Below are 17,113 nucleotides of genomic sequence, written 5' to 3'. Positions count from 1 at the left end.
GAGCTCAGCGCCCTGCTCGGCCAGCTTGAGGGCCGCAGGCGAGTCTGTACGACTTGTGAGCGCACGAACGTGATACCGTCCACTCCCCAACAACGACTCCGTCACGCTCCGGCCCTGCTTGCTCAGGCTGCCCGCGACGACAATGGTAGGCTTTTGATCAATCGACATGTGTATCTCCATCATTTTCCTGGAGCAGCGCAGCGGCACTCCCTGGAGATTTAAATCGCAATCCATCTGCCATATGTGAAATCGATTGATTTATGCGCTACTATCCATCTTATGGATATGAAGCGCATCGATCTCAACCTCCTCGTCAGTCTCGAAGCTCTGCTTGTCGAGCGCAACGTGACAAGGGCCGCAGCCCGGCTGCATATGAGCCAGCCGGCGCTCAGCGCCCAACTGAACCGCCTTCGCGACCTGTTCAAGGATCCCCTGCTCGTGCCGGCGCATCGTGGCATGGTGCCGACCGCCAAGGCGCTTGAGCTGATCGATCCGCTCAGAGCTTCGCTGGATCAACTCCGCGAAACCCTCCAGAGCCACGACAGCTTTTCCCCCGCGACAGCCGAGCTAACCATCTCGATCGCGTGCACCGACTACGTCGAGGCTGTGGTGGTGGCACCCCTCATCGTGGCGCTGCGCGACAAGGCGCCCAATATCCGGCTTGCCGTGCACCGGTTTGCACCGGCGAGACTAGCGCAGCAACTAGCCGATGGCGATGTCGATCTGGCCATCGCGACACCGGATGCCGAGACTCACCTGCGTACCCGGCATCTGTTCGAGGAGAGCTATATTCTCATCGGCCGTTCCGGCCACTCCCGGATAGAAGAAGGGGCGTCCCCATCGGGGTTTGCCCGGCTCGAACAGGTCATCGTCTCGCCTTCTGGAGGCGGATTTTCCACACCGGTCGACGCGACCCTGGAGGCCCTCGGCCACTCCCGCGCCGTTGTCGCGTCTGCCGCCTCATTCCTGGTTGTTCCGAGCATCGTCGCCAGCAGCGACCTTGTCGCCCTGGTACCGCGACGCCTGATGCGGAACCGTTTGGGTGAGGTCGCATGGATAGACGTTCCCTGGCTTTCGGAACGGTTTCAGGTGGAGCTCATATGGCATGAGCGGACAAACGGGCATCAGGGCCAGCAGTGGATCCGCGACCTGATTCACGATCTTGTCGCTCGCTGATTAGGGCCTCGACTCATAACGCAGTACACCAGATCCGCGTGCAGACGAGCTTGATGGCAGCCAGATAGTTCTCGGGGCAGCGGTCGTATCGAGTTGCGATCCCCCGAAAATGCTTGATCCGGGCGAAGAAGCGTTCGACGAGATTGCGCTGACGATAGAGCCATGGCGAGAAGGCAAAGCGCTCCTTGCGGTTGGATCGGTTGGGAATATTAGCCCAGATGCCCTTGTCCGCCGCCTGTTTGCGGATGGCATTGCTGTCATAACCCTTGTCGCCCAGGAGGGTGGCGCCTTCGGGCATGGCCTTGATCAGCGCCGGGGCTTCGCGGGCATCATGAACCTGACCGCCGGTCAGTCGCAGGCTGACAGGACGTCCCTCAGCGTCGACAAGAGCATGGAGCTTGCTGGTAAGGCCGCCCCTGGAACGTCCCATGCGACGATCTGCGGATCCCCCTTTTTACCCGTCGCCGCGTGCTGGTGGACGCGTACGCAGGTGGAATCGATCATGACCAGTTCACCGTTGAAACCCGCGGAAACTGCTGCCAGCAGCCGGTCCCAAACCCCGGCTTTGCGCCAGCGAACGAACCGGTTGCAGCAGGTCGTCGGCGGCCCATAGCGCTCCGGGATCTCGGCCCATGGCGAGCCGCTCCGAAACCGCCAGAGAATGCCATTCAGCACCCGACGATCATCCACCCGTGGAACGCCTCGCGGCTTGTTCGGCAACAATGGCTCGATGATCGTCCACTCACGATCCGTCAGTTCGTATCGTCGCCGCACATTCGAACTCCTCATCAACGAGGAGGCTGAATCACGCACACGCCCAAAGCTCAAGCCCGTTTATGAGTTTACGACCTAGTTGCCTGCCCGCCCCGCGGGATCAGCCACTGTTCAGATAGCCGAGCACAGCACGCTCCACTCGGCGAGCCAATTGACGTTTGTCTTCGTCGCCGTGTTCGCCGGCAGCGTCGACCATTCCCTTGATGATTGCCACCACGTCCCGGCTTGCGACATCCATATCGGTCTGGGCCGGCAAGTCCGGTCGCAGCAGCGTTGCGCGCGTGAGCTCGAAAAAGCGCATCTTCACCTGTTCGGTGGCGGCATCGAGCGGCAGGCGTGCTTCCTCAAAGTCGAGCAGGCGGGCGAGGGCTGGCCGGCGAAGCTGCTGCTCGACACAGGGGAGGATGAGCGCTGACAAAGCCTCCTTGCCGGTGGGCTGATCCGCCGCGCTTTCCGCCTCCTCGACGAGGCGGCTCGTTTCTCGGAGGATCAGCGCTCCGATCAGCGCGTCCTTGCGCGGAAAATATTGATAGAGCGAACCGACGCTGACGCCGGCCCTTTCGGCCACGGCATTGGTGGAGAAGGCTTCATGGCCGCGTTCCTCCAAAATGCGAGCCGCAGCCTCGACAATTGCCTCGACGGTCGCAAGCGAACGCGCTTGTTTCGGCGCTTTTCTCGGCGCGGGGCGGCTCTTCAGAGGGTTCTCGGACATGTTCGTGGAATGCGAGTAGTAAAAAGCGAATTATCGCTCATATTACAGGTCAAGGCCCAGCGAAACAAGCGTTTCAGCGACATCCGGGGATTGAACTCCCTCGGCGTGTTCGCAAGCGCATGCGTGCGCGACGTTCGCTGTTCGGGCCGGAGGGAGAGAAATGGAGACAAATGCATGTCCAGCGAAATCAAATCCGCAATCGTAACCGGCGCATCGAAGGGCATCGGTGCAGCCATTGCGAGGCAGCTTTCCGCCGATGGTTTTCAGACCGTCGTCAATTATGCGTCAAGTTCCGGAGAGGCTGAGGATGTCGTCTCGAGCATCGAGGCGATGGGCGGCCGCGCGATTGCGGTCTGTGCGGATGTGGCCGATGCTTCGGCTGTTAAGGCATTGTTCGATCGTGCCGAAGCCGAGTTCGGAAAGATCGACGTACTCGTCAACAATGCCGGGATCAGCAAATTCTCGCCCTTGTCTCGGGTGAGCGACGAGGATTTTCAGCAGCAGATCGCCGTCAATCTCACGGGCACGTTCAACGGAATGCGCGAGGGAGCAAAGCGGGTGCGGGATGGCGGCCGCATCATCAACCTGTCAACGAGCATCATCGGCCATTACTCCCCCGGCAACGGCGTCTACGCGGCGACGAAGGCCGGTGTGGAAGCCATGACGCATACGCTCGCCAAGGAACTCGGCACGCGCGGCGTGACTGTCAATGCGGTCGCGCCTGGGCCGATCGCCACGGAGCTGCTGTTCAGGGGGCGGTCAGAGGAGCTGATCCAGCGGCTGATCAACGACATTCCGCTCGGCCGTCTCGGCCTGCCGGAAGAGATCGCCCAGATCGTGTCGTTTCTCGCCAGCGCTGAGAGCGGTTGGATCAACGGCCAGATCATCCGCGCGAATGGCGGGCGCAATTGAAATCGGTCATCCTCAAGGCGGCAAAGGAGCTTACCCAGTTCGTTTGCCGCTTTCCCGCCCTTCATCGCTGGCCGGAAAGCGCCTGACATGTTCGATCAATGCGCGAAGCTTTGGAGCGGTGTTTCGGCGACTCGGATAGTAGAGATAAAAGCCCGCAAAATAGGGGCAATACTCCTCCAGGATCGGCAGCAGCTCTCCTCGACCGAAGAAGGGGCGGAAGCTTTCCTCCATTCCGAAGGAGATGCCGGCTCCAGCGACGGCGAGCTTGATCATCAGGCCCATGTCGTTGGTCGTGATCGTCGACGGCACCGCGACGCTGAATTCCTTGCCCGCTTCAGCGAACTCCCAGCGATAGGGCGCCGATTTCGGAGAAGGGCGCCAGCCGATGCAGGCGTGCCCGGCAAGGTCTGCCGGGTGTGACGGCACGCCGAAACGCTCGCGATAGGATGGGGCGCAGACGGCCAGTTGTCGTTCGGCGCCCGCGATCGGTACGGCGATCATATCCTGCGCGATGACCTCTCCCAACCGCACGCCCGCGTCATAGCCTTCGGCGACGATGTCGAACTCCTCGTCCGTGACGGTGATATCAAGCTCCACCTCGGGATATTGAAGGACGAAGCCGGCAAGGAGCGGCCCGCCCAGAAAACGCTCGGCAATCGAGGAGACCGCAAGCCGCAGGCGGCCGCGCGGAAGCTCCGTCAGCGCCTCGGTCTTCTCCAGCGCGGCGCGCATCTCCGCGACGGCGGGGGCGACCCTTTCATAAAGCCGCTCGCCGGCTTCGGTGAGACTGACGCTGCGCGTCGTGCGCAGGACAAGCGCGATGCCGAGATTTTCCTCCAATCGACGAATCGTCTGGCTGACGGCGGAGCGCGTTACGCCGAGCCGCGTCGCCGCTGCCCGGAAGCTCCGTTCCTCCGCAACGAGCGCAAAGACCGCGAGCGCATTCAGGTCTGGCTCCATTGGTTATTTTTTCTTTCCAATCTGGCAAGGAGGTGATGGCTTATCGAAACAATAGCCAGTCCTTACAGTCAAGGCCTCATGACATGCACAGAGAAAGGATGAGGTCATGCCGATGGATAAAGTCATTCTGATAACAGGCGCTTCTAGTGGGATCGGGGAGGGCATTGCCCGCGAACTTGCCGCCGCCGGCGCGAAAGTGGCACTGGGTGCGAGGCGCGTAGAGCGTCTGGAAGCGCTGGCCGCCGAGCTGCGTGATACGGGCGGCACCGTGCTCCCCCATTCCCTCGATGTGACGGATCGCCGGAGCTTCGAGGCTTTCGTCAGCGCCGCTCGACAGAAATGGGGACGCATTGACGTCATCGTCAACAATGCCGGCGTGATGCCGCTCTCCCTCATGGCATCGCTGAAGGTGGAGGAATGGGACCGGATGATCGATGTCAACATCAACGGCGTGCTTTACGGCATCGCCGCGGTTTTGCCTGAGATGATCGCGCGCAATTCGGGCCAGATCATCAATATCGCATCGATCGGAGCGCTTGCGGTCTCCCCGACCGCTGCAGTTTACTGCGCCACGAAATATGCGGTGCGGGCGATCTCGGATGGGCTGCGCCAGGAACACAAGACATTGCGCGTCACCTGCATCCATCCCGGCGTCGTCGAAAGCGAACTCGCGAATACCATCACCGATCCCGTTGCCGCGGAAGCGATGAAGACCTATCGCGCCATCGCTCTGAAGCCCGACGCCATTGCCCGCGCCGTGCGTTTTGCCATCGAGCAGCCGGAGGATGTCGACGTCAATGAGATCGTCGTGCGCCCGACGGCCAACACCTAAGTGGTGAAGATGGGCACATCCATCCAGAGTTTCGCCCTGGCTCTTGCCGCCGGCGCTATATTCATCGTCACATCAGAGGTTTACGCCACCATGAACAACGAGCCCAACGCATTCGCGACCATCCAGCAAAGTCATCCCTATGCCGGCATGTGGGTTACCGCCGATGGCTATGTGCGCCACAATCTGCTGTCGAACGGCCGCTATGACGAAGCGCGCGGCCGGCGCGAAAGCGCCTATCAGGGGCGCTATGAGGTTCGCGGCAATCACATCGACTACTGGGACGATACAGGTTTCACCGCCGATGGGGATTTCATCGACGACGTGCTTCATCACGGCGGCATGATCCTCTATCGCCAGAAGTAGCGCGATATCGAATGGCGCCATCGCGAGACCGTCTGTGTCTCGCGATGGCCTTCCTCTTGACCTGCTGACGCGGCGTCAGTCGAATGCCAATCCTTCTTCCGCGATGGATTTACGCACGGCATCGCGTTGCCTCATACGCAGATACCAGGCCTTGAGATGATCGAGTTCATCGAAGTGGATCCCTGCCTTGTAGTAGGATTTGAGCCAATCAGCCTGGCCCCATCCCGTCAGCGCAAACAGATAGGCATCGGCAACCGTGAAGTTCTCGCCCATCAGGAAGAGACGGTGGGCAAGGTGTACATCGATCCATTGAAATCGCTTTTCGAGCTTCGGCCTTGCCGTCTCGACGTAACCTCCCGCCAGCCGCGCATAGAGAAGCGGGATGAAGCCCTTGTGGATTTCCGTCGATAGAAAACCGAGCATTTCCTGTAGCCTGTAGCGCGCCATCGTGCCGGCCGCAGGCGCTAGTCCAGCCTCGGGCTTTAGGTCCGCCAGATATTGGACGATGGCCGGTCCCTCCCTCAGACGATTGCCGTCGGCGAGTTCGAAAACAGGGACATAGCCGTGTGGATTGACGCCATAGAAATCCAGCCCTGCCTCAGTCTTGTGGTTGGTGTGATCGACCTTGATCAGCTCGACTTCCAGGCCGAGTTCGTTGATGACGATATGGGGCGAAAGCGAGCAGCTTGCGGGCATGTAGTATAGCTTCACGAGGGGTCTCCATGGTGGTTTCTTATGCCGGCTTCTCCTTTGAAAGCTGGCTGTCGAACCATGTAGTCCATGCAGTATAGAATCGTAAGAACGGAAAAGTTTGACATCTAGGTACAAAAATTATACCACACCAGACATGAGGTATGCGCGATGAAAAAGACCGTGACTGGTTGCTCCGTCGAGGAGGCCATGCATGTGCTGGGAGGCCGCTGGCGGCTGCTGATCGTCTCCTATCTGGTCGATGGACCCCAGCGCTTCAATGAACTGCGGCGGTTGATGCCAGGGATCTCCCAGAGGATGCTGACGCTCGACCTGCGCGCGCTTGAGGAGGCAAGTCTTATCAGGCGCACGGTCTATCCGACGGTTCCTGTGAAGGTCGAATACTCGCTGACGGAGGATGGGCGTCGCCTGGAAAAGGTGGTGGCCGTGGTCAAGGAATTCGGCCTCTGGCTTAAGGATCGGGATGCGCAGGCGACCGGGAAGTATGAGGCTTCACCAGAGCTCGTAGTATAAATCACGCCAATCGGGATTCGCTTTTTCAATCAGCTCGATTTTCCACTGGCGATACCAGCGTTTCAGCGATTTTTCCCGTTGTATGGCTGAAACGATGTCGGCGTGGTCTTCATACCAGACGAGCCGCGTACAACCGTATTTCCATGCGAAGCCGGGTGTCAGACCTTCGCGATGCTCGTAGATGCGGCGTTCGATATCGGCAGTGACGCCTATGTACAGCGTGCCTCGCTTGTGATTGGTGATGATGTAAGTGTATCCACCCATGCGTGTAGGATGTTGATTAGGGTGATGGTCGTCAAGAGCTATCTCCTCACTCCGTCATCCTCGGGCTTGACCCGAGGATCCAAGCACAAGCCTGCGTTATTTGTGGAAATGTCACAGCCTTGTAGAGCTTATGTCCGGGCTCATGGCTCCAATTGGTAAAATGCGCCAATTGAAACGCTTGTGCGTGGATCCTCGGGTCAAGCCCGAGGATGACGGGCATTAGTTGCGAACCAAGTAATATGGGTTAGCTCAGCTTTTTCCGATAATGAGAAATCGGCTCGCAGTTGAGGCGAGTTAGCAAAAAATTGATTCAATCAAAAATATGCACTCGTATCGATTGCATCCGGCGGCTAATATAATATTGTTTGCTTGGGGATCGAATTTGGGGCACTAATTATGTCATTCAAAGAACAAGTTGCAGAACTATCGAAGCGCGCGATTGCCGCGCAAAATATTGCTCTTACTGAAGAGGCGACAAAAAACGCCCTTGTTATGCCATTTTTGCGCACACTTGGTTTCGATGTCTTTGATCCCATGCAAATTGTGCCGGAGTTTATAGCTGATGTTGGCTTGAAAAAGGGAGAAAAGGTCGATTACGCCGTAAAGATAAACGACCGGATTGAATTTATTCTGGAAGCAAAGGCCGTTAGCGCGAATCTTTCGCAGACCCAATACAGCCAGCTTTACCGATATTTTTCGACCACGGATTGCTCAATTGCAATTCTTACAAACGGAATACAAATCTGGTTTTTTACTGATCTCGATGCGCCCAACAAACTCGATAGTAATCCGTTCTTTAAATTTGATCTTTTTGATTACGACGATAATGATCTGAAAGAGCTAGAAAAATTTCATAAAGAAAAATTTTCAATTGAAGACATCAAAAGTTCGGCCAGCACGCTAAAACGGATGAAAGCGACTATTAGCTGCATAGAAGCGCAGTTTAATGATCCCGATGACGAATTCGTTCGGCTCATTTCAAAGGAAATACATGATGGTAAGCTTACAGCAGCTGTTGTCGCTGAGTTCAAGCCGATAATCAAACGCGCCTTTGAGGATCTCGTTCGTCAAAAAATCCAAAAGAAATTGAGTGCGGCATTCAATGAGAATGTGAACATCCCAACGATTAAGGACGTAGATTCGGTCACACAAATCAATGACGACGGTGATGGTATCGAAACGACCCAGGAGGAGATTGACGGGTTTAATATTGTGCGAGCGATCGGAGCAGAGCTAGCAGACGTCTCTCGAATTGTTATGCGCGATCAAAAATCTTACTGTGGTATCAATTTCGATGACAATAATCGCAAACCGATTGTTAGATTGCATTTTAATTCCAAGACCAAATTTCTAACAATCTTCGATGCGGAAAAAGCTGGATTTCGATTTGATATCATGCAGACCACGGATATCTTTAAGGCTAAAGCGCAGATTCAAGCTGTGATCCAGTCATATGTAGGCTCCTGATCACACCCTTTCCACAAACCCATCCAGCACCCTTTTCTGCCCGGCGCGGTCGAATTCGATCGTCAGCTTGTTGCCCTCGATTTCCGAGACATTGCCGTTGCCGAACTTGATGTGGAAAACGCGGTCGCCGATTGAGAATTTGGAGGGTTCGGTGGAGGTGGATTTGGCCACCAGTTCGCCGTCGATGGTACGCACCTTCGGGCCGCTTTCGCCGTAGCCGATGCGCTCGACGGCATGGCCGGAGCGGCTGCCCCAGTTGTCGCGCGTCGCATCGTTGCGGTTCGCCTGCGCGCGCTTCCAGCCGGGTGTGGAATAGGAATTGGCGAAGGGATCGGCCTTGTCGAAGCGTGACTGGCCGTAGCCGCCGCGGCCATACCCGCCATAGGACTGCTCGACTTCGGCGACCTGAACATGCGTTTCCGGCAGCTCGTCAAGAAAGCGAGAGGGGATGGTCGATTGCCAGAGGCCGTGGATACGGCGGTTGGAGACAAACCAGATGTGGCAACGGCGCTTGGCGCGGGTAATCCCGACATAGGCGAGGCGGCGCTCTTCCTCCAGGCCGGCGCGGCCGCTTTCGTCGAGCGAGCGCTGATGCGGAAACAGGCCTTCCTCCCAGCCGGGCAGGAACACGGTGTCGAATTCCAGACCCTTGGCGGAGTGCAGCGTCATGATGGAGACAGCGTCGAGATTCTCGTTCTGCTCGGCATCCATGACGAGGGCGACGTGTTCGAGGAATCCACGCATGGATTCGAAACTGTCCATGGAGCGGATCAGTTCTTTCAGGTTTTCCAGGCGCCCCGGCGCTTCCGCCGATTTGTCGTTCTTCCACATGTCCGTATAGCCGGACTCTTCGAGGATCTGCTCGGCAAGTTCGGTATGCGGCGTATTTTCGAGCAGGCCCTGCCAGCGGCGGAAGGATTGCACGACGTCGAACAGCGCCTTGCGCGCCTTCGGCTTCATCTCGTCCGTTTCGATGATATCGGCCGCCGCCGCGAGCATCGGGATATCGCGCGCACGGGCGTAATCGTGCAGGGCGCGTACGGTGGTGTCGCCCAGGCCGCGCTTTGGCGTATTGATGATGCGCTCGAAGGCGAGATCGTCGGCCGGTTGGCAGACGAGACGGAAATAGGCCATGGCGTCGCGGATTTCGAGGCGCTCGTAGAAGCGAGGACCGCCGACGACGCGGTAGTTCAGGCCGAGCGTGACGAAACGGTCTTCGAACTCACGCATCTGGAACGAGGCGCGCACGAGGATCGCCATGTCGTTGAGATTGTGCTTGTTGCGCTGCAGCTGCTCGATCTCTTCGCCGATCGCGCGCGCTTCCTCCTCGGAATCCCAGGAGGCGTGTACCTGCACCTTGATGTCGTCGGGGTCGGAGCGATCGGTGAACAGCGTCTTGCCGAGCCGGCCCTCGTTATGGGCGATCAGATGCGCGGCGGCACCGAGAATATGCTCGGTGGAGCGGTAGTTGCGCTCGAGCTTGATCACCTTGGCGCCGGGAAAATCCTTCTCGAAGCGCAGGATATTGTCGACTTCCGCGCCACGCCAGCCATAGATCGACTGATCGTCGTCACCAACACAGCAGACGTTCTGCGGCTCGCCCTTCTGCCGCTGTGCCAGCAGACGCAGCCACATATACTGCGCCGTATTGGTGTCCTGATACTCATCGACCAGGATATAGCGGAAGCGCTGGTGATAGTCCTTCAGGATGTCAGGATTCTGCCGGAACATATTGATCGGATGCAGCAAAAGGTCGCCGAAGTCGCAAGCGTTCAGCGTCTTCAAGCGGTTTTGATAGGCCGCATAGAGTTCGCGGCCCTTGCCGTTGGCGAAGGCCCGGGCATCGCCTTCCGGAATATCGGCGGGGCTGAGGCCCTTGTTCTTCCAAGTGTCGATCATGCCGGCGAACTGCTTGGCCGGCCAGCGCTTGTCGTCGAGCCCCTCGGCCTGGATCAACTGCTTGATCAGGCGGATGACATCGTCGGTATCGAGAATGGTGAAGCTCGAGGAAAGGCCTACCAATTCGGAATGTCGGCGCAACAACTTGACGCCGATCGAGTGGAAGGTGCCGAGCCAGGGCATGCCTTCGACGGCACCGCCGACGAGCAGCGCGATACGCTCCTTCATCTCGCGGGCCGCCTTGTTGGTGAAGGTGACGGCGAGGATCTGGCTGGGGAAGGCGCGGTTGGTGGAGAGGATATGGGCGATGCGCGTCGTCAGCACGCGCGTCTTGCCGGTACCGGCGCCGGCAAGCACCAGAACGGGGCCGTCAAGCGTTTCCACGGCTTCCGTCTGCTCGGCATTAAGGCCCGAGAGATAATCCGGCCGGCGGCCGCTGTCGCGTGCCGCCATGGCGCGGGCCGCGATGCCGCCGCCAATGCTGCCGGCAGCCGGCGCAGAACGGCGCGGTGCAGTGTGCTCCGGCTCCTCGTCAAAGAAGGGAATGTCGTCATGTCCAATGGTCATGCGGCCCAATGTAATGATTCTACCCCGAAAGGCAAAAGAAACGGGCCGAAATTAGAACAAAAAGTGCACATTCGCAGCTCTCGATGCGCGTTTTGCATCACGGAGCGGACATGCCGACGAGCCAGTAAAACGTGTCGTTGTCTCACGGAAGATTACAACTCTGCCTGTGCTTGACGTTGTAGCGTAGCGGTCGATTCATGGAGCGAGGGCTGTATGAAGATGCCGACTCGGCGCGGTACACGACGCTCGCGAATCGTCGCGCCGCGGAAACGGCGCGAGCACGTCGCGCTGAGTCAATAATCGGCCCCGCGCTTATTTATGGTGAATTATGTGTTGTTCTTAGCGCATTCTTAAGCATGTTTGCTAATCATGGCGATATGTAACCGCCAGAGCGCAGGTGTTGTTTTTGCCTGGCTCCTGTTTGCCGATGCGATCGGCCCGCGCGCATGAGCGCCCGCGGCAAGGTTCCGATGTCTCCTTGTATGTGTTGCGTATTGTTGCGTTCGGAGTTCATGTGCCGTGAGTATTTTTTCGACCTTCATCAGGGTCAGTCCCTCTATGAATACAGCACTGGAAGTGCTGAGGGACACCCAGGCCAAGCTGGGGAATGCCGAACGACAGATGTCGTCGGGCCTGCGGGTTCAAACGGCCAGAGACAATGCTACCTACTGGAAAATCTCGACTTTGACGCATACCGACGTGGGTGCGATTTCGTCGGTTCAGGATGCGCTCGGTCTCGCCGCCTCGACCGTCAGCACGGCTTCCACGGGTGTCGGCAGCGCGATCGACGTCGTGACAGAGATCAGGACAAAGCTTGTCAGCGCCTATGAGACCAGCGTCGACAAAACGAAGCTTAATGACGAGATTGCGCAGTTGAAACAGCAGCTGCGCAGCATCGGGGAGTCTGCGACCTTCAATGGCGTCAACTGGACGGTGCTGCGGGATGGCGCCAATCCCATCGATCCGCACGAAGTGCCGGGTTCCCTGATCCGCGGCAGCAACGGGACAGTGACGATCGGCATGCTGAGCTATGCCGGCGTGAGCTCGACGACAGGCCCGATCACCTCGGCCGATGCGCGTTATCTGATCGATGACCAGTCAAGCGGCACCGGCGGATATGGCGTGCTGACGTCGACGTCTTTCGCGACCGAAGCCGGTGCTGCAAGGAACTATGTGCTCGTCAGCACTCAGAACGGCAATACGAGCGGCCAGGTGGAGATCTCGCTCGATGCGAATACGACCCACGGGGCCATCGCCGACATGGTCAACACAGTGACGGGGATGTTGAACCAGCTCAAGACGATCGGGTCCGCCTTCGGCTCCCTCGAATCGCGCATCAATCTCCAGACCGAGTTCGCCAAGAATCTGAGCGATTCCTTGACCAGCGGTGTCGGGAAGCTTGTCGATGCCGATATGGAGCAGCAGTCGAGCAAAGTTCTGGCGCTGCAGGCCCAGCAGCAACTCGGGCTGCAATCGCTCTCGATCGCCAATGCCAGCTACAATACGGCTTTGCAGCTTTTCCAGAATCTCTGAGAGCCAACCAAAATCATGAGAGGCAGAGTTATGCGTATCCTCATTGCCTCGGTGGCTTTAACCGTTTTTTCGCTCGGCTGGAGTGTTCGCGGTGCTGTCAGAGGCAGCGTCAATGCGATAGTGATATGGCTCGGCTTTGCAATGTTCCGGGGCCTGATGGCTATTATGTATTCGATGGTTCACGCGAGATAGTGGAAGATTGTTGCCGAAATTGCTTCTATCCCAAAGATATAAGGGCGTCATAGATTTCTCTTCACGATATTGCCGCAATGCTTCATATCTGCTGCGGCCATCGAACCGGAGAGCGATGATTCCATGATAAAGAGAATTGCCATTCTTGCCCTAGCGGCAGCCTTTTTGAACGCATGCACAACCACCGATCCCTATACAGGTGAGCAGAAAGTTTCCAATACGGCAGGCGGTGCAGCGATCGGTGCCGGTGTCGGCGCTGTCGCAGGCCTTCTGATCGGCCATTCGCCAGCCTCGCGCCGCAATGCGGCGCTGATCGGTGCCGGCGTCGGTGCGCTCGCAGGTGCAGGCATCGGCAACTATATGGACCAGCAGGAGTCCGAACTGCGTGCGCAGCTGCAGGGCACCGGTGTTTCGGTGACCCGCGTTGGCGATCGCATCATCCTGAACATGCCGTCGGCGATCACCTTCGACATCGACCAGGATGCGATCAAGCCGGAGTTCTTCGCGACGCTCAATTCCGTCGCGATCGTTCTGCGCAAATTCAACCGCACGCTGATCGACGTCAACGGCCATACGGATTCGACCGGCAGCCTGCAGCATAACCAGGATCTGTCCGAGCGCCGCGCCGGATCGGTTGCCTCCTATCTCGGCAGTCAGGGCATCGATCAGCGCCGCATGTCGGCTATCGGCTTCGGCCCGTCGCAGCCGGTCGCATCGAACGCGAGCGAGGCTGGCCGCGCCCAGAACCGCCGCGTCGAGATCCAGATCGCACCGATCACACAGAACGGCTAAGCCTTTTCAACAAAAACGGCTGGGTCTCACGATCCGGCCGTTTTTATTACATGGCAGATCACGCGTGCATGCTGGCGCCCTTGGTGATCTTGTCGATGATTTTCTTGTCCGCGCGCAGCGCGATGCCGACCACCTTGGCGTCCTCCGGGGCGAATTCGGAGAAGACGGCGCGATTGGCGACGTCATGGCCGGTTGCAAACATTTCTTCGATGAAGATCGAGGAGGTGACGCCGCGCTCCAGCGAACGGCGATGAATGGCGGCAATGCTTTCCGGATCAGCCGAAAGCACGATAATGGGTTGGATCGACAACGCATTGTAGACGTTGCCGGTACGATCGCGATAGGGTTCGCCGATGATATCGGGATGTTGTCCCGCTATGCCTGTCGACAGGAAGGCAGTTACATTCAGTTTTTGCCAGGATTGAAGATCGCTTCGCAACACGATCGCGATTTTGGTATCGAACATCGGTGGTCACTTTCATGCAGTCTGAGAATGGGACGTTGCACGAGGATGTAGCCGGACAGATCTTCGAGGGTCTTGAACGTTTGTGCGTAGCGCCGGAGGCCAACCGCATCCTGTCCGCACCGGCCTATCCCGGCATCGAGCGCATCCAGGCGCAGTTTCGAGGCGATGCATTCGACCTGCACCGGCACGATACCTATGCGCTCGGCGTCACCATGCGGGGCGTGCAGACGTTCCGTTACCGTGGCAAGCAGCGCTATAGCGTGCCGGGACGGGTGATCATCCTTCATCCGGATGAGCTGCATGACGGCGGAGCGGCGACCGAGGATGGCCTCGTCTATCGCATGCTGTATCTGGAGCCTTCCGTGCTGTTTCAATGCCTGGAGGCGGCGCGGGTCGGTCTGCCGTTCGTCGATGATCCCATCGTTAGGGATGATCGGCTTGCCGGGCTGTTGCTCGCGGCCCTTGGCGAGCTCGATCGTGAGCTGGACGAGCTCTTCGTCGACGATTTCGTCTCTCGTCTTACCGATGGCCTCGTCCAGCATGCCCGCCTGCCGCAGCGTCCGCTGGGCAGCATTGCCTGGGGGCAGGTGAAGACCGCACGGGACTATCTCGAGGCGCATAGCATGCAGGATGTGCGATCCCAGGAGCTGGAGCGCATCACCGGCCTTGATCGCTTTACGCTTGCGCGGCATTTCCGCGCTGCCTTTGCCACCAGTCCGCACCGGTTCTTGCTGATGCGGCGGCTGCAGCAGGCGAAGGCGATGATCGGCGTGGGCGAGCCGATTGCGGAGGTTGCCGCCGCAACCGGGTTTGCCGATCAGAGCCACCTGACCCGGCATTTCAAGAAGGCCTTCGGCATCGCACCGGGCGCATGGCGCAACATGGTGCGGGGAGACGGATAGCAGAGCCGCCCGACGCTCAGTGAACGCCGAGGAATTGCCTGAGTTCCGGTGTCCGTGGATTGGCAAAGACTTCACCGGGCGGGCCGATTTCGTGTACGCGGCCCTGGTGCATGAAGACAACGCGTGAGCAGACGTCGCGGGCGAATTTCATCTCATGCGTCACCATCAGCAGTGTCATGCCTTCGCTTGCCAGTTCGCGCACGACGGCGAGAACTTCGGCCACCAGCTCGGGATCGAGGGCAGAGGTGATTTCGTCGCAGAGAAGCGCGATCGGCTGCATGGCGAGTGCCCTGGCGATGGCAACGCGCTGCTGCTGGCCGCCGGAGAGCTCATCCGGATAGGCGTCGAACTTGTGCCCGAGGCCGACGCGATCGAGCATTCGCCGCGCCATCGCTTCGGCCTCGGCCCTGGCGGTCTTCTTGACCACCATTTGCGACAGCATGACATTGCGTCCCGCGCTCAGATGCGGGAAGAGATTGAATTGCTGGAAGATCATGCCGACCTTCAGCCGGAGAGCCTTCAAATGCAGGTCGTCGGGCAGAAGCTGCGCGCCTGCCACGGAAATCGAGCCATCATTGATCGTTTCCAGCCCGTTGATGCAGCGCAGCAGCGTCGATTTTCCAGAACCGCTCTTGCCGATAATGGCGATGACTTCGCCCGGTTCGACGTCGAGATTGATGCCTTTGAGGACCTCGTTGGCGCCGAAGCTCTTGCGGACTTCAGTGATTTCGATGAGCGACATTGAGCTTCCTCTCCAGGATCTGGCTGCTTTTCGACAGCGGCCAGCACAGGATAAAATAGATGAGCGCGACGAAGCCGTAGACGGTGAACGGCTGGAAGGTCGCATTGGTGATGACGGTGCCGGCCTTGGACAACTCGACGAAGCCGATGATGGATGTCAGGGCCGTCCCCTTGACGACCTGCACGGAGAAGCCGACGGTCGGTGGCACGGCGATGCGCAGCGCTTGGGGCAGGATGACGTAGCGCATCTGCTGCAGATAGCCCATGCCGAGACTGGCCGAGGCCTCCCATTGTCCCTTGGTGACAGCCTCGACGCAGCCGCGCCAGATTTCGATCAGAAAGGCTGATGACCAGAGGGTCAGCGCGACGCTCGCCGCAAGCCATGCCGGCACGTCGATACCGAAGAGCCCGAGGCCGAAGAAAGCCAGGAAGAGCTGCATCAGCAGCGGCGTGCCCTGGAACAGCTCGACGAAATATTTGACCGCGATGCGGCCGGCCTTAGCCTTGCCGATGCGCAGAAACAGCAGGATCGCGCCAACGATGGCACCTCCGGCAAAGGAGACGAGCGACAGCAATATCGTCCAGCGTGCGGCCAGAAGCAGGCCGCGCAGGATATCCCATGTGGTGAACTGGATCATCGGCGAACCCTGCGTGGAAAGATCAGCATCCCCACGGCGGTAAGCGCCTGCCGAAGCAGGATCGCCAGTGCGAGGTAGATCGCCGTGGAGACAAAATAGGCTTCGAAGGCGCGGAACGAGCGCGACTGGATGAAGTTTGCCGCGAAGGTCAGATCTTCGGCGGCGATTTGCGAGACGACGGAGGAGCCGAGCATGACGATGACGACCTGAGAGGACAGCGCCGGCCAGATGCGCTGCAGGGACGGTACGAGAACGACATGCCGGAAGGTCTCGAACCGGGTCATTGCGAGGCTGGCGCCGGCTTCGAATTGTCCACGCGGCGTCGCCTGTATGCCGGCGCGGATGATCTCGCAGCTATAGGCGCCGAGATTGATGACCATGGCGAGATTTGCGGCGGTCATCTCGTTCATCTGCACGCCGATGCCGGGCAGGCCGAAGAAAATGAAGAAGAGCTGGATCAGAAACGGCGTATTGCGGATCAGCTCGACATAAGCAGCGACGAATGGTTTCAGCCAGCGCGGGCCGAGCGCGCGCGCCCAGGCACAGGCAATACCAACCAGAATGCCGAGTATGGCGCCGACCAGGGTCAGTTCCACCGTGACGAAAATGCCCTTGATCAGGGCCGGGTAATAGTCGGCGAGCCAGCCGAAGTCGAAATGATAGCGCATGAGGTAAAGCCTTGCCGGGGGCCAACTGCAT

The 17,113-nt window shown here is 58.7% G+C and carries 20 protein-coding genes; 9 read left to right on the top strand and 11 right to left on the bottom strand.

Annotation, left to right across the window (positions count from 1 at the left end):
- Positions 1-168 (bottom strand): NmrA family NAD(P)-binding protein (locus FP026_RS30855; RefSeq protein WP_348642311.1); only part of this gene is annotated, 168 nt, incomplete at its 3' end.
- A 111-nt stretch (positions 169-279) separates the two neighbouring features.
- Here FP026_RS30855 and FP026_RS20900 point away from each other — a divergent pair.
- A complete protein-coding gene (locus FP026_RS20900; RefSeq protein WP_348642323.1) occupies positions 280-1,176 on the top strand; it encodes a LysR family transcriptional regulator in 897 nt (298 codons plus the stop codon).
- A gap of 13 nt (positions 1,177-1,189) precedes the next feature.
- On the opposite strand, the gene FP026_RS20895 is transcribed toward FP026_RS20900, so the two are convergent.
- Both FP026_RS20895 and FP026_RS20890 read right to left on the bottom strand, forming a co-directional pair.
- Positions 1,190-1,965 (bottom strand): IS5 family transposase gene (locus FP026_RS20895; RefSeq protein WP_149636508.1). Its coding sequence is split into 2 segments (ribosomal slippage): positions 1,190-1,620 and positions 1,620-1,965, totalling 777 coding nucleotides; the frame shifts between segments, so codons are not numbered across the junction.
- 85 nt (positions 1,966-2,050) lie between these two features.
- Positions 2,051-2,662: a TetR/AcrR family transcriptional regulator gene (locus FP026_RS20890; RefSeq protein ID WP_149636507.1), complete on the bottom strand. Its 612-nt coding sequence runs from the start codon at positions 2,660-2,662 to the stop codon at positions 2,051-2,053.
- Between the two features lie 174 nt (positions 2,663-2,836).
- Here FP026_RS20890 and FP026_RS20885 point away from each other — a divergent pair, with 174 nt between their 5' ends.
- Positions 2,837-3,574 (top strand): SDR family oxidoreductase, encoded by a 738-nt coding sequence (locus tag FP026_RS20885; RefSeq protein ID WP_149636506.1) that lies wholly within the window; start codon positions 2,837-2,839, stop codon positions 3,572-3,574.
- A gap of 30 nt (positions 3,575-3,604) precedes the next feature.
- Here the strand turns inward: FP026_RS20885 and FP026_RS20880 are convergent, their stop codons facing one another.
- Entirely contained in the window at positions 3,605-4,534 is a 930-nt protein-coding gene (locus tag FP026_RS20880; RefSeq protein WP_149636505.1) for a LysR family transcriptional regulator, read from the bottom strand.
- A 106-nt stretch (positions 4,535-4,640) separates the two neighbouring features.
- Here FP026_RS20880 and FP026_RS20875 point away from each other — a divergent pair, with 106 nt between their 5' ends.
- Both FP026_RS20875 and FP026_RS20870 read left to right on the top strand, forming a co-directional pair.
- The gene (locus FP026_RS20875) at positions 4,641-5,366 is read left to right on the top strand and encodes an SDR family oxidoreductase (RefSeq protein ID WP_149636504.1); all 726 of its coding nucleotides are present in this window, start codon (positions 4,641-4,643) and stop codon (positions 5,364-5,366) included.
- Positions 5,367-5,456: 90 nt separating this feature from the next.
- Positions 5,457-5,729, top strand: coding sequence for an Atu4866 domain-containing protein (locus tag FP026_RS20870; RefSeq protein ID WP_149636537.1), 273 nt, complete (start codon positions 5,457-5,459; stop codon positions 5,727-5,729).
- Positions 5,730-5,804: 75 nt separating this feature from the next.
- Here the strand turns inward: FP026_RS20870 and FP026_RS20865 are convergent, their stop codons facing one another.
- The gene (locus FP026_RS20865; protein WP_149636503.1) at positions 5,805-6,440 is read right to left on the bottom strand and encodes a glutathione binding-like protein; all 636 of its coding nucleotides are present in this window, start codon (positions 6,438-6,440) and stop codon (positions 5,805-5,807) included.
- A 150-nt stretch (positions 6,441-6,590) separates the two neighbouring features.
- Here FP026_RS20865 and FP026_RS20860 point away from each other — a divergent pair, with 150 nt between their 5' ends.
- The gene (locus tag FP026_RS20860; RefSeq protein WP_188112641.1) at positions 6,591-6,953 is read left to right on the top strand and encodes a winged helix-turn-helix transcriptional regulator; all 363 of its coding nucleotides are present in this window, start codon (positions 6,591-6,593) and stop codon (positions 6,951-6,953) included.
- Here FP026_RS20860 and FP026_RS20855 read toward each other — a convergent pair.
- Complete coding sequence (locus FP026_RS20855; protein WP_034504307.1) at positions 6,933-7,217, bottom strand: GIY-YIG nuclease family protein; 285 nt, start codon at positions 7,215-7,217, stop codon at positions 6,933-6,935. The genes FP026_RS20860 and FP026_RS20855 overlap by 21 nt on opposite strands.
- A gap of 396 nt (positions 7,218-7,613) precedes the next feature.
- Between FP026_RS20855 and FP026_RS20850 the strand changes: the two genes are divergently transcribed.
- Positions 7,614-8,684 carry a type I restriction endonuclease gene (locus tag FP026_RS20850; protein WP_149636502.1) on the top strand — a complete coding sequence of 357 codons (1,071 nt, stop codon included), beginning with the start codon at positions 7,614-7,616 and terminating at the stop codon, positions 8,682-8,684.
- On the opposite strand, the gene FP026_RS20845 is transcribed toward FP026_RS20850, so the two are convergent.
- Positions 8,685-11,150, bottom strand: coding sequence for an ATP-dependent helicase (locus FP026_RS20845; RefSeq protein WP_149636501.1), 2,466 nt, complete (start codon positions 11,148-11,150; stop codon positions 8,685-8,687).
- 558 nt (positions 11,151-11,708) lie between these two features.
- Between FP026_RS20845 and FP026_RS20840 the strand changes: the two genes are divergently transcribed.
- The gene (locus FP026_RS20840; RefSeq protein WP_149636535.1) at positions 11,709-12,683 is read left to right on the top strand and encodes a flagellin; all 975 of its coding nucleotides are present in this window, start codon (positions 11,709-11,711) and stop codon (positions 12,681-12,683) included.
- Positions 12,684-12,998: 315 nt separating this feature from the next.
- Positions 12,999-13,667, top strand: a complete 669-nt coding sequence (locus FP026_RS20835) for an OmpA family protein (protein WP_149636500.1) — start codon at positions 12,999-13,001, stop codon at positions 13,665-13,667.
- A gap of 58 nt (positions 13,668-13,725) precedes the next feature.
- On the opposite strand, the gene FP026_RS20830 is transcribed toward FP026_RS20835, so the two are convergent.
- Positions 13,726-14,133 (bottom strand): DUF2000 family protein, encoded by a 408-nt coding sequence (locus FP026_RS20830; protein WP_149636499.1) that lies wholly within the window; start codon positions 14,131-14,133, stop codon positions 13,726-13,728.
- Positions 14,134-14,147: 14 nt separating this feature from the next.
- On the opposite strand from FP026_RS20830, the gene FP026_RS20825 reads away from it, so the two are divergent.
- Positions 14,148-15,035: an AraC family ligand binding domain-containing protein gene (locus FP026_RS20825; protein WP_432444137.1), complete on the top strand. Its 888-nt coding sequence runs from the start codon at positions 14,148-14,150 to the stop codon at positions 15,033-15,035.
- Between the two features lie 16 nt (positions 15,036-15,051).
- Here the strand turns inward: FP026_RS20825 and FP026_RS20820 are convergent, their stop codons facing one another.
- Genes FP026_RS20820 through FP026_RS20810 form a run of 3 tightly spaced genes read right to left on the bottom strand, consistent with a single transcriptional unit; the run spans position 15,052 to position 17,082 of the window.
- A complete protein-coding gene (locus FP026_RS20820) occupies positions 15,052-15,777 on the bottom strand; it encodes an amino acid ABC transporter ATP-binding protein (RefSeq protein ID WP_149636498.1) in 726 nt (241 codons plus the stop codon).
- Entirely contained in the window at positions 15,755-16,414 is a 660-nt protein-coding gene (locus tag FP026_RS20815) for an amino acid ABC transporter permease (RefSeq protein WP_149636497.1), read from the bottom strand. The genes FP026_RS20820 and FP026_RS20815 overlap by 23 nt, the downstream gene beginning before the upstream one ends.
- A complete protein-coding gene (locus FP026_RS20810) occupies positions 16,411-17,082 on the bottom strand; it encodes an amino acid ABC transporter permease (protein WP_149636496.1) in 672 nt (223 codons plus the stop codon). The genes FP026_RS20815 and FP026_RS20810 overlap by 4 nt, the downstream gene beginning before the upstream one ends.
- Positions 17,083-17,113: the final 31 nt, after the last annotated feature.

Origin of the sequence: Martinezella tropici, from assembly GCF_008370325.1 — a bacterium.
GTDB classification, from domain to species: domain Bacteria; phylum Pseudomonadota; class Alphaproteobacteria; order Rhizobiales; family Rhizobiaceae; genus Rhizobium; species Rhizobium tropici_B.
Note: the sequence above shows the minus strand (reverse complement) of the source record. Positions and strands in the feature narration are given on the sequence as shown.